The sequence below is a fragment of the Kitasatospora arboriphila genome (assembly GCF_039528095.1).
Classification (GTDB): domain Bacteria; phylum Actinomycetota; class Actinomycetes; order Streptomycetales; family Streptomycetaceae; genus Kitasatospora; species Kitasatospora arboriphila.
Window position 1 is genome coordinate 61331 of record NZ_BAAALD010000035.1, and the last position, 12636, is coordinate 73966.

Genomic DNA, 12636 nt, shown 5'->3' on the forward strand with positions numbered 1-12636 from the left:
CAACGCCGTCCGCCGGTGCCGGTGCAAGTGCCACGACGGCGTCCGTCGGCGCCGCGCCGGGGACGGTCCTGCCGCTGGACCGCCTCGGCTCGCTGGCACCCTGCCCCGGCACCGGCGGCGTCCCCGTCATCAGCACGCAGTTCCTGGCCGGCGGCCTCATGATGACGGGTTGTTGGACCGACGACCCCGTCCGGACGACGGTCGTGGACGTCGTCCACGGCACCCTGGCCTTCACCCGGGACGACCCGCGGGGCACCGCGCGGATCCCCGCCGGCAACCACGTCTACGTCGTCTCCCGGGCCGTGACTCCCGCCGGCGCGCTCACCAAGGCGGAGAACCACTTCTTCGTCGAGTGCCTGGAGGCCCGGACGGGCCGCTCGCTCTGGAGGAGTCCCGTCGAGGACTGGGTGCCCGCGGAGCGGCGCGACGACGACGCGGCCGGCCGCGCGGAGGCCGTCGAGGGCACCGACGAGGAGGACGGGCACCCGCACACCGTCCTCGTCTCGATGCACGGCAGCACGCTCCTCGACGGCGACACCGGCAAGGAGCTGTGGCACGGCGAGGACTCCCGCAGCGGCACCGAGTACTCCCCGTACGGCGTCCGGCTGGAGCAGCCCGACGTGGATCCGGCGAACGGCATGACCGTCAAGGGCTTCTCGCTGGTCACCGGCCGGCAGCGGTGGTCCGTCGACGTGCCGCCGCTCCCGAACCCGCAGGAGTACCCGGACGGCCCGGTCAGGATCCTCCACAGCACCGACCGGGCGGTCTTCGCCTACGACGTGCGGACGGGGAAGGTCGTCGCCCGGGGGCCCGTGCCGAAGGGGCTCGACGACGTCGTCCAGGGCGGCGGCAGGATCCTCGCCACCACCGACGGCGGGAAGCGGCTGGCGCTCTACCGCGTCACCGACATGACGGCGCCGATCTGGAGCATCCCGGTCGAGGAGACGAAGCCCGCCGTGGTGCGGTCCGGCCTGGTCGGGGTCAACGGGCCGCGCGGCGTGGTGCTGCTGAGCGCCGAGGACGGCTCGGTGCGGTCCGAGGTGCAGGACACCTCGCTCGTCTTCGGCTCCGGCGCGATCGGCGCCGTACCCGGCTACGGGCTGGGGATGCTCGGCCACGACAGGGTCGTCGTCCTCGACACCGACCTGCAGACCCGCTGACCAGCTGACCCGCTGACCGGCGCGGCCCCGGCGACCCGCACCGAGCCGCACCGAGCCGCACCGAGCCGCACCGAGCCGCACCGAGCCGATGTGTACCCCTGGACGAGAGGAGAGCGCGGATGACGACCGGAGCACCGCGGAAGGCCGACTTCTTCATCAGCTACACCCGGGCGGACAGCGCCTGGGCCGAGTGGACGGCCAAGGTGCTGGAGGACGCCGGCCACACGGTCGTCGTCCAGTTCCTGGACTTCGCCGTCGCCGACAACTTCGTCCTCGCCATGGAACGCGCGCTGGCCGGCTCGCAGCGCCTCGTCCTGCTGCTCAGCCAGGCGTACATGCGCTCCGGATTCACCGCGGCGGAGTGGTCGGCGGTCTTCCGCCTGGACCCGGACGGCCGGCGCCGGCTCCTCGTCCCCCTCCTCGTCGAGGACTTCGAGCTCGACGGGCTGCTCGGGCCGCGCATCCACATCCCGCTCCACGACGTGGACGAGGCCACCGCCCGCCGGCGGCTGCTCGACGGCCTGCAGGACCCGCGCGCCACCCGCAATCCGGATCCGCCCTTCCCCGGCCGCTCCTGACCTCACATCATCCGCCGGCCGCCCGGCGGAGAACGGACCGGTACACCGTGATCGACTTCTTCGTCTCGTACGCCGAGGACGACCTGTCCTGGGCCGAATGGATCGGCTGGCAGCTCGAATCGGCCGGGTACAGCGTCCGCCTCCGCGCCTGGGACCACGCCCTGCCCGGCACCAACCGGGTGCTGGCGGAGGACAGCGACCTCGGGAACGCCGAGCGCCTGATCGCCGTCCTGTCGCCGGACTACCAGTTGTCCGCCGACTCCCGCGCCCAGTGGTCCGCGTTCCTGCGCACCGACCCCGCGGGCGAACGCCGCCGCATCGTCCCGGTCGAGGTCGTCCCCGGCCACGGCGGCGCGCTGCTCGGCAACCTCGAACCGGTGTCGCTCGTCGGGCTGGACCGCAGGGCGGCGCAGCGGGCCCTCCTGGCCGCGGTGCGCGAGACCCGCCTCAAGCCCTCCCGCAACCCTGGCTACCCCGGCCGCCGCGCCCCCGCCTATCCGGCCGGCGGCCTCGCGGCCCTCGCACCCGACACCCGGATGCTGCTGATCCTGCTCGGCATCGACGGCGCCGCGTTCCTCTACGGCGCCCTCGCCTACACCGGCCGGTCGGGCAACTCCGGCGACCTGTGGCGCAGCCTCGTCTTCGTCCTGCTGCTGGTGGTCACCCTCAGGTCGACCGGACGATGGTGGCGCCGCCGCTTCTGACGGGCCGAGGGGGCGGGCCTAGGACGTGTCTTCACGGGCGTGCGGATGCCACACGGGGGCGCGTGGGGCCCTGAATCGACCACCCGAGCGCCCTTTGAAAACAGCTCCTGGCACGGTCGCGCGCCTGAGGGTACCGAGCCGCGCGGTGTGCCGGGGTGGTTCAGCGTGCCGGCAGCGGGGCCGGTCGGGGCCCGGCCGACGGTGCCGGGTCGGCGGCACGCCACCGGCGGCGGGAGGCGAGGGCGGCCAGCCCGGCGCCGGCGGCGTTCAGCAGGACGTCGTCCACGGAGGACACCCGGTCCAGCCACAGCACGTACTGCGCCGTCTCGACCAGGACGGAGCAGCCCGCCCCCAGCGCCAGGATCCGCGGCACGGACGCCAGTGCCGCGAACCGCATCGGGGCGAAGCAGCCGAGTGCCGCGAACACCAGCAGGTTGCCGACGACCTGGACGGTCGCCGTGACCGGGCTGCCCGCGAGGACCTCGATCAGGTCCCGCAGCGGCACCAGGCTCACCCGGCGGGGAGCGGTGCCGGCCCCGGCGCCCGGCAGCATGATCATCCACACCCACGGCAGCGTCCCGTAGGCGATGCCGACCTCGGCCAGCGCGGTGCGCCGCGCCCACCCCGGCGAGGTGCCGGCGGCACTCCGACGGCGTGCCAGCGCCCACACGGCCAGCGCGGCCAGCGGCAGTCCGGCCGCGGTGAGGAACACCACGCCGTTGATCGTGCCGATCCAGGCGTGCCACCCGTCGCGGTGATGGTGGAGCGGCCGCTGCGCGAGGAAGGCCACGACCGCGGCACCGAGGACCGCCGGGCCGGCGAGGACGGCCCTGCGGATGCGGCGGGCCGGTGCTGGGGGTGTTGCGGTACGGTCCATGGCTCCACTGTCGACGGCGGGCCGGCCGGCCCGGCCACGGCGGCTGCTGATCGTTCGTCCGCGAGTATCGCACTGCCGCGACTCCCGGGCGGCCGTGCCGTCGGGACCACCCCGCGGGACGGCGTGCGTCAGAAGGGCGACTCGTCGGCGGGCCGGCTGTCGCCGCCGAAGGGCGGGAACGTTCGCGGCGCCGGCCGGCGGACGGCCACCAGGGCGTCCTCGATGCGGCCGACCTCGACGAGGTGCCGCGCGAGGTCGGCGGGGATCACCGAGCGGCACTGCTCCAGGTACGCGACGGCCGCCTCCGGGCGCCCGGCGTCGGCGAGCAGTTGGGCCAGGTGCGACGCGCCGTGGCCCGAACCGCCGGCGGGGTGGGCCCGGGCGGCGTCGACCGCCCGGTCGACCTGTCCGGCGGCGACGAGCAGTCTCAGCCGCAGCCGGAGGGGCTCCACGTCTTCGGACCCCAGGTGGGGTTCGAGGGCGTCGAGGTGGGTCAGCCCCTCCTCGGCCCGCCCGTGGTCCGCGTACAGCCGGCACAGCGTGTCGACGGCCCACTCGTCGGTGCCGCCGGGCCTGTCGACCCGTGAGCGCACCGCCTCGATCGCCTCGTCGACCCGGCCGTGCCGCACCAGGAGCCGTGCCAGGAGGTCGAGCGAGTTGCCGCTCGGTCCGTGCTCCTCGGCGTGCCGGCGGTACACCGCGGCTGCGCCGTCCGGGTCGCCGCGTTCCTCCAGCAGTTCCGCCAGGCACTGGGCCGCATGGCCGTGGGAGTCGGTCTCCGCGTACGCGCGGAGCTCGCCGATCCGGCCGTGCCGGGCCAGCAGCTCGGCCAGCTGGTCACGGTTGTCGACGGAGGTGGTGGTGCGGGTGTGCAGCAGGGCGATCGCCTCGTCGGTCCGGCCCTGCCGCTCGCGGACGGCGGCCAGCAGGTCGACGGCGTTCCACGGGGTGACGGGCCGGCAGTCGCACGGCCCGTCACCCCGCCCCGCCGCTTCGACCCGGTCGGCCAGCAGCGCGGCGACCTCCTCGTCCCGGCCGAGACCGGCGGTCACCTCGACGAGCGCCTCCGCGAGCGACCAGTCCTCGACATGCGGCCGGAGCAGGTCGAACGCCTCGCCGCCGCGCCCCTGCCGGACGAGCAGCCGCGCGAGGAACGCGACGGCCGGTGTGTGCCCCTGTTCCACGTGCGGACGCACCCGGAGGGCGGCCTCCTCCGGCCGTCCCCACCGCTCCAGCAGTCCGGCCTCGGTCTCGACGGCCCTCCACCAGCCCGTGGCGGTGAACGGCGCGAGCGCCGCCAGCGCCTCCTCCCGCCGGTCCTCCCCGGCCAGGGCCGCCACCCACGCCCTGGCGCAGAACCAGTCACCGCCGCGGGCCTGCAACGCCACCTCGTCGAGCCGGCCGCGCTCCACCAGCAGCGAGACCAGCTCCGGCGGAATCCATCCGGAGAAGGTCAGGGCCCGGCTCTCGAGATCAGCAGCATCCACGGGCCGGAACCCTAGCGCGTGTCCTCGGAGGCGCACGGGACGCCTCCCGGCGCGCGCCTCCGGCCGTGCGGTCGTGTCAGCCGCCGCGCAGGGCCTTGTGGGCGCCGTAGGCCTCCAGGAATCCCTGGATCGCCTGCAGGTCCTCGCCGAAGGCCGCGGGCCGCCACTTCGCCTTGCCTCCGCCGCGGTAGCGGAGGTCCAGCCAGACGGCGATGCTCACCGTGCTGCTGTCGGAGAAGCTCTGCCCGCGGACCTTCAGCTCCACCCCGTCGAGGTCGGCGAAGCCCACGACGTCCGGTGGCGTCCGGTCGTCGCGGTACTCGACGGTGCCCTCGGGAGTGATCACCAGCAGCGGGTCGGGGTCGCGCGAGGACCCGTGCAGCAGGCCGGACAGCTTTCCCCGCTTCTTGGTGAAGACCCGCCAGTTCGCCGGTGCGGCGCCGTGGCGGGCGTGTTCGAGGATGCTCTGCGGGTCTGTCATGCCGCCTCCGGTGTCTCCAGGACCACGATGGATTGTCCGTCCACCGGGGAACGGCCGCCACCGCGGCTCCGGTCAGCCGTCCGTCAGCTGCCGGACGGCCAGCAGGACGCGGCCCGCACCGTCCTCGCCCGTCATGTGCTCGGCGGCCCCCGCGGCGGCCTGGGCGTACGCCGGCCGGTGCACGACCCGGCGCAGTGCCTCGGCCAGGGCTTCGGCCGTGAGGGACCGGAAGGGGATCGGGTCGGCGGCGGCGCCGATCGCGGCCAGCCGTCCGGCCCAGAACGGCTGGTCGGCGGTGACCGGCACGGTGACCGCGGGGACTCCTGCCCGCAGTGCGGCTGCCGAGGTACCGGCTCCGGCGTGGTGGACCACCGCGGCCAGCCGCGGGAACAGCAGCGCGTGCGGGAGGTCCCCGACGGTCAGCACGTCGTCGCCCTCGGCCGCGAGTCCGGCGGCGCCGGCCTGGAGGATGCCGCGCAGCCCGGCGCGGCGCAGCGCCCGGACGGCGATGTCGCTCAGCCGCTCCCCCTCGCCGGACGCCATGCTGCCGAAGCCGACGAGCACCGGCGGCGGGCCGGACCGCAGGAAGTCCTCCACCTCTGGCGGCAGTTGGTCGTCGGCGTCGACATGGGGCCACCAGGTTCCCGCGATCTCGAGACCGGGGCGCCAGTCGGCGGGGCGGCGCACCAGGGCGGTGCTGAAGCCGTACAGGACGGGCCGGTTCGCCCGCTCCTGCCGGCGGCGCATCGCGGCGGGGGAGCACGGCGGCAGCCCGAGGCGGCGCCGCAGCTGCGTGACGGCGGGATCGTGGAGGCGGTCGGCGACACGGAGCGCGAGGCGTCCGGTCATGCGGTTGCCGAAGCGGCCGAGCGGTCGGACGCCGGGGACGGTCGGCGGGAAGTCGCCGGTGGGGGCGGTGGGTTGGAGGTGCACGCCGAGGCTCGGGATGCCGGTGGCCTCGGCGAGGTGCCAGCCGAGCGGTGCCGTGGTGGCGGACAGCAGGAGCAGGTCCGCGCCGCCGTCGACGGCGTCGGCGAAGCCCCGGCCGAGGTCGGTGACGAACGCGGCGGCGGTGCGCATCAGTTCGCGCGGGTCCGGGCCGGTACCGGTGCCGGGGCCGGGGCGCGCCTTGGTGTCGGCGGGCAGGCTGCGGAACTCCAGTCCGGCGGCGCGGACGAGGGGCGCGAAGGGGTCGGCGGCGGCGAGGGCGACCTCGTACCCGGCGCGGCGCAGTTCGGCTCCGAGGCCGGTGTAGGGCGCGATGTCACCACGCGATCCGGCGGCGGCGATCAGGATCCTCATCGGGTCTCCCCGGAGTCGGGGCGGCCGGAGCCGGAGCGGCCGGAGCCGGAGCGGCCGGCCGTGCGGGCGGCGGTGCGGCGGTCGGCGTTGGCGTGGACGGCCGCGTGCAGGTACCCGGCGAGGCCCGGGCGCTGCTGGGAGGGCGGGACGACCAGGGCGAAGGCACGCGGGTCGGCGGCGAAGTCGTCGGCGATCCGGCGGTGCATCTCGGGCGGGCAGGTGGTGAACCAGCGGGCGATGTGCAGGCGGTGCTCCTCGGCGAGGTCGCCGGCCCGCTCGCCGTCGCTCGGTTCGCCGTCGTCGAAGGCGGCGAGCAGTTCGGTCCGCCAGGCGGCGGCCTCGGCCATGAGCCGGCGCCAGTCCTCCTTGCTGTGGGCGGCGGCGCGCGCCATGGACTCGCGCTGTCCCTCGGAGTGCGCCCACTTCTGCTGGGCCTCGGTGGCGTAGCTGAGGTCGAAGGCGATCTCGCCGAACACCTCGAAGCGTTCCTGCGGGGTCATCGCGACGCCGGTCCGCTGGACGGCGATCGCCTGTTCCGCGACCTCGGCGAGCCGCTGGAGTCTGGCGATCTCCTCGCCCAACCGGCGCTGCCTGTCCAGGAGGTGCTGCAGGGCGTTGGCGTCCGGGTCGGCGAGGATCGCGGCGATCCCGTCGAGCGGGATCCCGAGTTCCCGGTAGAAGAGGATCTGTTGGAGCCGGGCGAGGTCGGCGTCGCCGTAGAGGCGGTAGCCGGCGTCGCTGCGGCCGCTCGGCGACAGCAGTCCCGCCCGGTCGTAGTGGTGCAGTGTGCGGACGGTCACCCCGGCGAACGCCGCGACCTGTCCGACGGAGTAGTTCATCCCCGTGCCCTTTCGTCGGCCTCAGCTTGGGGCCTGACGCAGGGGGAGGGTCAATTCGGCTCGGGGCTCCGGCCGGCCGGCTCCGGGGCAGGTGCGCCGCCGGCCCCTCGCCCCGGTCGTCGGAGGAGGGGCCGGCGGTCAGGAGGCCGCTTACGGGTTGACGCTCAGACCCTGCGCGATGAAGACGACGGTGTTGTGGGCGTCGGTGCGGATGGTGAAGACGTTGCCCTGCCAGCCGAACGCGCCGAAGGCGTTCTTGCCCTCGCCGTGGGCCTTGAAGAGCTTGGCGAGGTCGTTGGCGGTCGCGGCGGGTGCCGGCTGCTTGCCGGGGGTCTGGAGCAGCACCTTGGCGGTGGACGCCAGGGGGTAGGTGTCGGTGGGGGCGTCCGGCTGCCGCTCGACGGTCGGCGCGGTGGCACCGTCGTGGCAGGTGACCTTGGGGGCGCTGCCGTTGAGCAGGAGGCCGGTGGTCTCGGTCTGGATGCCCTCGACGTACACCCACTTGGCACCGGCCGCCGGCCCGCACGGCTCCTTGCCCGCGGTGGCACCGGCGCTCGGCGTCCCCGCGGCCTGCGGGGCGGCGGAGGTGCCGGCGGACGTCGCCGTGGTGGCGGGCGCGGCGGACGCCGCGGGGGACGCCGCGGACCCGGCGGAGCTGCTGCCCCCGTCGGAGCCGCAGGCGGTCAACAGGGCTGCGGCGGCAGCGGCGGCGAGGCAGGCGCGAAGGACGCGTGCGGATGCGGACATGGTGATGGACCTTCCCCCGTGGAACGTGGACGTGCCGTCGCCGCGACGACCGGCTCCCCGCACCGGCATGTCGCCCTGGGCGAACGGCGCGTGACACCGTATCAGCCCAAGATCCACCCGTCCGCGGGCCGGCACCCGCCGCACGCGGCCACCGGGCGCGGTACCGTCCCGCGGCACCTCCCGCCCCGCTGTCGGCGGCGGTGGGTAGGGTCGGCGGCACCTGATCGACCGAGCACCACGGGAACGCGCACCATGAGATCTCCGGACGAGCTGGACAGCGTCCAGTGGGACGCCCTCGACCACGCCTACGGTTCCGCCGAGGACGTGCCCGAGCTGATCCGCGCGCTCTACGGGGACGACGAGGAGGCCGCCTCCGAGGCGGTCCACGAACTCTTCGGGAGCATCCACCACCAGGGCACGGTCTACGAGGCCTCCGGCCCGGCCGTCCCCTTCCTGGCGCACGCCGTCCGGCACGCCCCGAGCCACCGCACCGACCTGCTGATGCTGCTCGCCGTGATGGCCGACCACGATCCGTCGGCCGCCGGCTCGCCGCCCCGGCTCGGCGCCGACGTGGCCGCCGTCTGCACCGAGCTCTGCCGCGTCCTGCCGGACCTGCTGCCCTGCCTGGGGGACGCCGAGCCGTCCGTCCGGCGGGCCGCGCTCCGGGTGGTCGGGGCCGTGGCCGACCTGCTCCCTGCCGGTTCCGCCGCTCCGACGCTGGTCGAGGGCCTGTACGCGGCCGATCCGGTGCCGGCGGTCCGGGCGGACGCGGCGACCGTGCTGGCCCTGCTCGGGCGGGAGACGGGGGCGCTCGACCACCCGCTGCGGGAGGTCAGGCTGGCGGTCGCCGTCCTGGAGGCCGAACGGTCCGGGCCGCCGTACCGGGCCGAGCTCGTGGCGGTGGTCGCCGCGGACGGCGCCGAACCCGACCCGCGGGAGGACGACCTCCCGTGGGCCGACGGCACCGTCAGGGGCGACCGCCTGGCCGCGCTGCTCGTGCGGGACGCGGACGCCGCCCTCGCCGTGGCCGCCCGCTGGATCGCCGCCGGCGACCTCGGCTCGTGCGGCTCCTGGCTGGCCCGGGACGTCGCCGAGGCCTGGCGCGACCGCGAGCCCGAGGTGGTGGACCTGCTGATCGCCGCCCTGCCCCACCAGCCGGACCCGCAGACCCGCAGCGCCCGGCTCCACGTCCTCGCCGACTGGATCAGGCACCTGCCCGAGCCGGGCGCCGAACTCCGCGACACCCTGCACCGGTACGCGGCCGCCGACGACCCGAGCGCCGAGGCGGCCCTGCTCGCGCTGGTGCACGCCCGCGACCCGCGGGCACTGGACCTGCTGCTGGACGAGGCGTCGGACCGGGCGCCGGACCACGGGCCGGACCGGGCGACGGACCCGGCGCCGGGCCACCCCGGCAGCACGCTGCTCTCCGCGGCGGCCCGGTCCTTCCCCGACGCCGCCGACCGGCTGGTGCCCGCGATCCGCCGCGCGCTGGCCGCCGGCGCCGACGGCAACGCGGCCATCGCCCTCGTCGGCGCCCTGGAGCGGTTCGGCCCGGCCGCCCGGCAGGCCCGGCCCGAACTCACCGACTGCCTGCGGACGGGCCGCGCCGCGATCGTCGCCGCGCGTCTGCTCGGGCTCCTCGGCGAGCGGACCGAGGAGATCACCGGCCTGCTGCAGGAGGCCGCGCTGAGCACCGACTCCGCGCTGAGCGGCGCGGCGGTCGCCGCCCACCACCGGCTCACCGGCGAGGCAGGCCCGGCGCTGCGCACCTTCGAGCGGCTGCTCTCGGGCGGCGGTCAGACCTCCTGGTACCTGGCCCACCTGCAGTCACTGGGCGCCGCCGCCGCTCCGCTGCTGCCGGTCGTCGAACGGCTGCTGGACGGCGGCGACTGGACGCGGCTCGCGGCCGCCGAGGCCCACCACCGGATCACCGGCTCCCCGGACCGCGCCGTCCCCGTCCTCGCCGGCCTGGTCGGCCCCAGTCCCGTCGGCCTGGCGGCCCTGCGCGCCCTCGCCGCCATCGGCCGCGCCCCGGAGGAGCTGCGCCCGGCCCTCCGCGGTCTCGCCTTCTCCCCGCTCCGCCTGCTCTCCGACTCCGGACTCTCCGCCACGGGCCACCCCGACGAGGAACTCCGCGCCCTGGCCCGGACACTGCTCGCCGCCGGGTTCGCCACCGAACCGGCCGTCACCCGGTGAACGACACGGCAGGGGCGGCCGTCGCGCACGGAGCGGTCGAGCGGCTCGCCCGGCTGCTCCCCGGGCCCCACCGCAGCCGCGCCAAGGACTGGACGGCGGTCGGGGCCGCGCTGGGGTCCGGACTCCCCGGTGACTACCGGGAGTTCGTCGAACGCATCGGCGGCGGCCACGTCGACGGCTACCTGTACGTCCTGGAGCCGGACTCCCCCAACCCGTACCACGACCTCGTCGACGCGGCCGAGGAACGTGCGGAGGCCTTCGACCACCTCTGGGGGAGCTCGGAGGAGCCGCCCGCCGAACTCCGCGAGCCGGGCGCCCGGTTGATCCCCTGGGCGTCGACGGACAACGGCGAGTTCCTGTACTGGCTCGTCCGCCCCGGCCGGCACCCCGACGCATGGACGGTCATGGTGAACGCGGCCCGCGAAGCCCGGTGGGAGCACTACGACCTGCCGTTCGCCGGCTTCCTCGTCGCCGCCCTCACCGGCCGGATCCGTTCCGACGTCCTCACGGACGCCTTCCCCACCGCGCCGCACAGCTTCGCCCCGTTCGCTCCGACCCGCTGAGGGGCGGGGCCCGATCGGCGGCCGGCCACTGACGCACGGGCCGCCGATCGGACGCGCCACCGGTCAGGAGGCCGGCATCAGGACGGTGTCGACGATGTAGACCGTGGCGTTGGCCGTCTGGACGTTGCCGCAGACGACCTTGGCATTGCCGTTGACGGTGAAGTCCTCGCCGGAGCCGGTGACCGTGACGGCCCCGCCCTCCAGGGTCTTGTGCTCGCCGGGCAGGGCGGCGGGGGCGAGGCGCTCGGGCACCACGTGGTAGGTGAGGATCTTGGTGAGCTTGGCCTTGTCGGCGAGGACGGCGTCCAGCGTCGCCTTCGGGATCTTCGCGAACGCGTCGTTGGTGGGCGCGAACACGGTGACGTTCTGCGCCGAGTTGAGCGTGTCGACCAGCCCGGCCTTGGTCACGGCCGCCACCAGGGTGGACAGTGCCGGATTGTTGGACGCGGCGGTGGCGACCGGGTCCTGGGCCATCCCGGCGAACGATCCGGCCCCCTGGGACGGCACGGCGGCACACCCGGCGCCGAACGGCTGCCCGGCCGCCGGCGCGGCCTCCGCGGTCGGGGCCTGGCCGGCCGGGGACTGGCCCGCCGGGGTCTGCATGGCGGTGGCCGGGGCGTCCGCACCGCCGTAGGAGTCGGTGCCGCTGCTGCTGCAGGCGACCGGGCCGAGGGCGAGGGCACCGGCGGCGAGCAGGACGGCGAAGGACTTGGAACGGGAGAGACGGGACACGGGATCCTCCTGGGTTCTCAGACGACGGTGACGACCGTGCTGTGCCAACCCGTCGAACCGGACGGGAACGGGGGCGTGCGGGTTTCGGGCTGGGTCCGGCCGGCCGCGTCGGTGGCGCGGACCTCGATGCGGTGGGTTCCGGGGGTGGCGCCGCGCCAGGTGTGCGACCACTGGCGCCACAGGTCGGGCCCGGCGTCGGCGGCGAGCCCGGCCTGCTGCCAGGGGCCGCCGTCGACGCGGACCTCCACGGCGTCGACGCCGCGGTGGGTGGCCCAGGCCGTCCCGGCGAGGTCGACGTCGCCGGCCGGGACGCGGGCGAACGGCGCGGGCACCTCGATCCGTGAGGCGGTCCGCACCTCGCCGGTGCGGTCCCAGCCCCGCCTGACCCAGTACGGGTCGAAGGCGGCGAAGCGGGTGACCTCCAGCTCGACCAGCCACTTGGTGGCGGAGGTGTAGCCGTAGAGGCCGGGCACCAGGCTCCGGCAGGGGAAGCCGTGCGCGACCGGCAGCGGCTCCCCGTTCACCGCCACGGCGAGCAGCGCCCGGCGGCCGTCCAGGACGGATTCCAGCGGGGTGCCGATCGTCATGCCGTCCCGGGACCGGCCGACCAGCTGGTCCGCCCCGGGCCGGACCCCGGCCCGGCGCAGCAGCGCGGGCAGCGGCGCGCCGAGCCACCGGGCGGTGCCCGCGTACCGGCCGCCGACCTCGTTGGAGACGCAGGTCAGCGTGAGGTCGAGCTCTTCCAGCGGCTGGCGCAGCAGGTCGTCGAAGCTGAGGACGACGGGGTGGTCGACCAGGCCGTGGATCCGCAGCGACCAGTCCCGCGGGTCGATCGCGGGCAGGGTGAGGGCGGTGTCGACGCGGTAGAGGTCGGCGGTCGGCGTGACGAAGGCGGTGAGGCCGGGCACGGCCGGGCCGAGGTCGACCAGCAGGGGCCGGGCGCGGACGGCGGGTGCGGGCAGTGGGACGG

The 12636-nt window shown here is 75.8% G+C and carries 13 protein-coding genes; 5 read left to right on the forward strand and 8 right to left on the reverse strand.

The genetic code is table 11. The features are described 5' to 3' along the window. From ABD353_RS19320 to ABD353_RS19330, 3 genes are all read left to right on the forward strand, one after another. On the forward strand, nt 1–1160 hold a 1160-nt coding region (locus ABD353_RS19320), incomplete at its 5' end, for a PQQ-binding-like beta-propeller repeat protein (RefSeq protein ID WP_344624882.1). Between the two features lie 119 nt (nt 1161–1279). After that, nucleotides 1280–1738 carry a toll/interleukin-1 receptor domain-containing protein gene (locus ABD353_RS19325; protein WP_344624883.1) on the forward strand — a complete coding sequence of 153 codons (459 nt, stop codon included), beginning with the start codon at nt 1280–1282 and terminating at the stop codon, nt 1736–1738. 47 nt (nt 1739–1785) lie between these two features. Beyond that, entirely contained in the window at nt 1786–2442 is a 657-nt protein-coding gene (locus tag ABD353_RS19330) for a toll/interleukin-1 receptor domain-containing protein (protein WP_344624884.1), read from the forward strand. A 160-nt stretch (nt 2443–2602) separates the two neighbouring features. On the opposite strand, the gene ABD353_RS19335 is transcribed toward ABD353_RS19330, so the two are convergent. From ABD353_RS19335 to ABD353_RS19360, 6 genes are all read right to left on the reverse strand, one after another. After that, on the reverse strand, nt 2603–3319 hold the full coding sequence (locus tag ABD353_RS19335) for a VanZ family protein (RefSeq protein ID WP_344624885.1): 717 nt from the start codon (nt 3317–3319) through the stop codon (nt 2603–2605). 128 nt (nt 3320–3447) lie between these two features. Further along, nucleotides 3448–4806, reverse strand: coding sequence for a tetratricopeptide repeat protein (locus tag ABD353_RS19340; protein ID WP_344624886.1), 1359 nt, complete (start codon nt 4804–4806; stop codon nt 3448–3450). Between the two features lie 76 nt (nt 4807–4882). Next, on the reverse strand, nt 4883–5287 hold the full coding sequence (locus ABD353_RS19345) for a hypothetical protein (RefSeq protein ID WP_344624887.1): 405 nt from the start codon (nt 5285–5287) through the stop codon (nt 4883–4885). Nucleotides 5288–5359: 72 nt separating this feature from the next. After that, nucleotides 5360–6589, reverse strand: coding sequence for a glycosyltransferase (locus ABD353_RS19350; protein WP_344624888.1), 1230 nt, complete (start codon nt 6587–6589; stop codon nt 5360–5362). Continuing rightward, nucleotides 6586–7428 (reverse strand): MerR family transcriptional regulator, encoded by an 843-nt coding sequence (locus tag ABD353_RS19355; RefSeq protein ID WP_344624889.1) that lies wholly within the window; start codon nt 7426–7428, stop codon nt 6586–6588. Before ABD353_RS19355 ends, ABD353_RS19350 begins: the two co-directional genes overlap by 4 nt. 150 nt (nt 7429–7578) lie before the next feature. Continuing rightward, nucleotides 7579–8175 carry a hypothetical protein gene (locus ABD353_RS19360; protein ID WP_344624890.1) on the reverse strand — a complete coding sequence of 199 codons (597 nt, stop codon included), beginning with the start codon at nt 8173–8175 and terminating at the stop codon, nt 7579–7581. A 252-nt stretch (nt 8176–8427) separates the two neighbouring features. Between ABD353_RS19360 and ABD353_RS19365 the strand changes: the two genes are divergently transcribed. Next, nucleotides 8428–10371, forward strand: coding sequence for a hypothetical protein (locus tag ABD353_RS19365; protein ID WP_344624891.1), 1944 nt, complete (start codon nt 8428–8430; stop codon nt 10369–10371). Then, nucleotides 10368–10934, forward strand: coding sequence for an SMI1/KNR4 family protein (locus ABD353_RS19370; protein ID WP_344624892.1), 567 nt, complete (start codon nt 10368–10370; stop codon nt 10932–10934). Before ABD353_RS19365 ends, ABD353_RS19370 begins: the two co-directional genes overlap by 4 nt. Nucleotides 10935–10997: 63 nt before the next feature. Here ABD353_RS19370 and ABD353_RS19375 read toward each other — a convergent pair whose 3' ends face one another. After that, the gene (locus ABD353_RS19375; protein ID WP_344624893.1) at nt 10998–11666 is read right to left on the reverse strand and encodes a fasciclin domain-containing protein; all 669 of its coding nucleotides are present in this window, start codon (nt 11664–11666) and stop codon (nt 10998–11000) included. A 17-nt stretch (nt 11667–11683) separates the two neighbouring features. Then, a partial coding sequence (locus ABD353_RS19380; RefSeq protein ID WP_344624894.1) for a molybdopterin-dependent oxidoreductase occupies nt 11684–12636 on the reverse strand: 953 nt, incomplete at its 5' end.

Coding starts and splice junctions, on each gene's coding strand:
- ABD353_RS19325 (WP_344624883.1), top strand. CDS start 1,280: ATGACGACCGGAGCACCGCGGAAGGCCGACTTCTTCATCAGCTACACC.
- ABD353_RS19335 (WP_344624885.1), bottom strand. CDS start 3,319: ATGGACCGTACCGCAACACCCCCAGCACCGGCCCGCCGCATCCGCAGG.
- ABD353_RS19345 (WP_344624887.1), bottom strand. CDS start 5,287: ATGACAGACCCGCAGAGCATCCTCGAACACGCCCGCCACGGCGCCGCA.
- ABD353_RS19350 (WP_344624888.1), bottom strand. CDS start 6,589: ATGAGGATCCTGATCGCCGCCGCCGGATCGCGTGGTGACATCGCGCCC.
- ABD353_RS19355 (WP_344624889.1), bottom strand. CDS start 7,428: ATGAACTACTCCGTCGGACAGGTCGCGGCGTTCGCCGGGGTGACCGTC.
- ABD353_RS19360 (WP_344624890.1), bottom strand. CDS start 8,175: ATGTCCGCATCCGCACGCGTCCTTCGCGCCTGCCTCGCCGCCGCTGCC.
- ABD353_RS19365 (WP_344624891.1), top strand. CDS start 8,428: ATGAGATCTCCGGACGAGCTGGACAGCGTCCAGTGGGACGCCCTCGAC.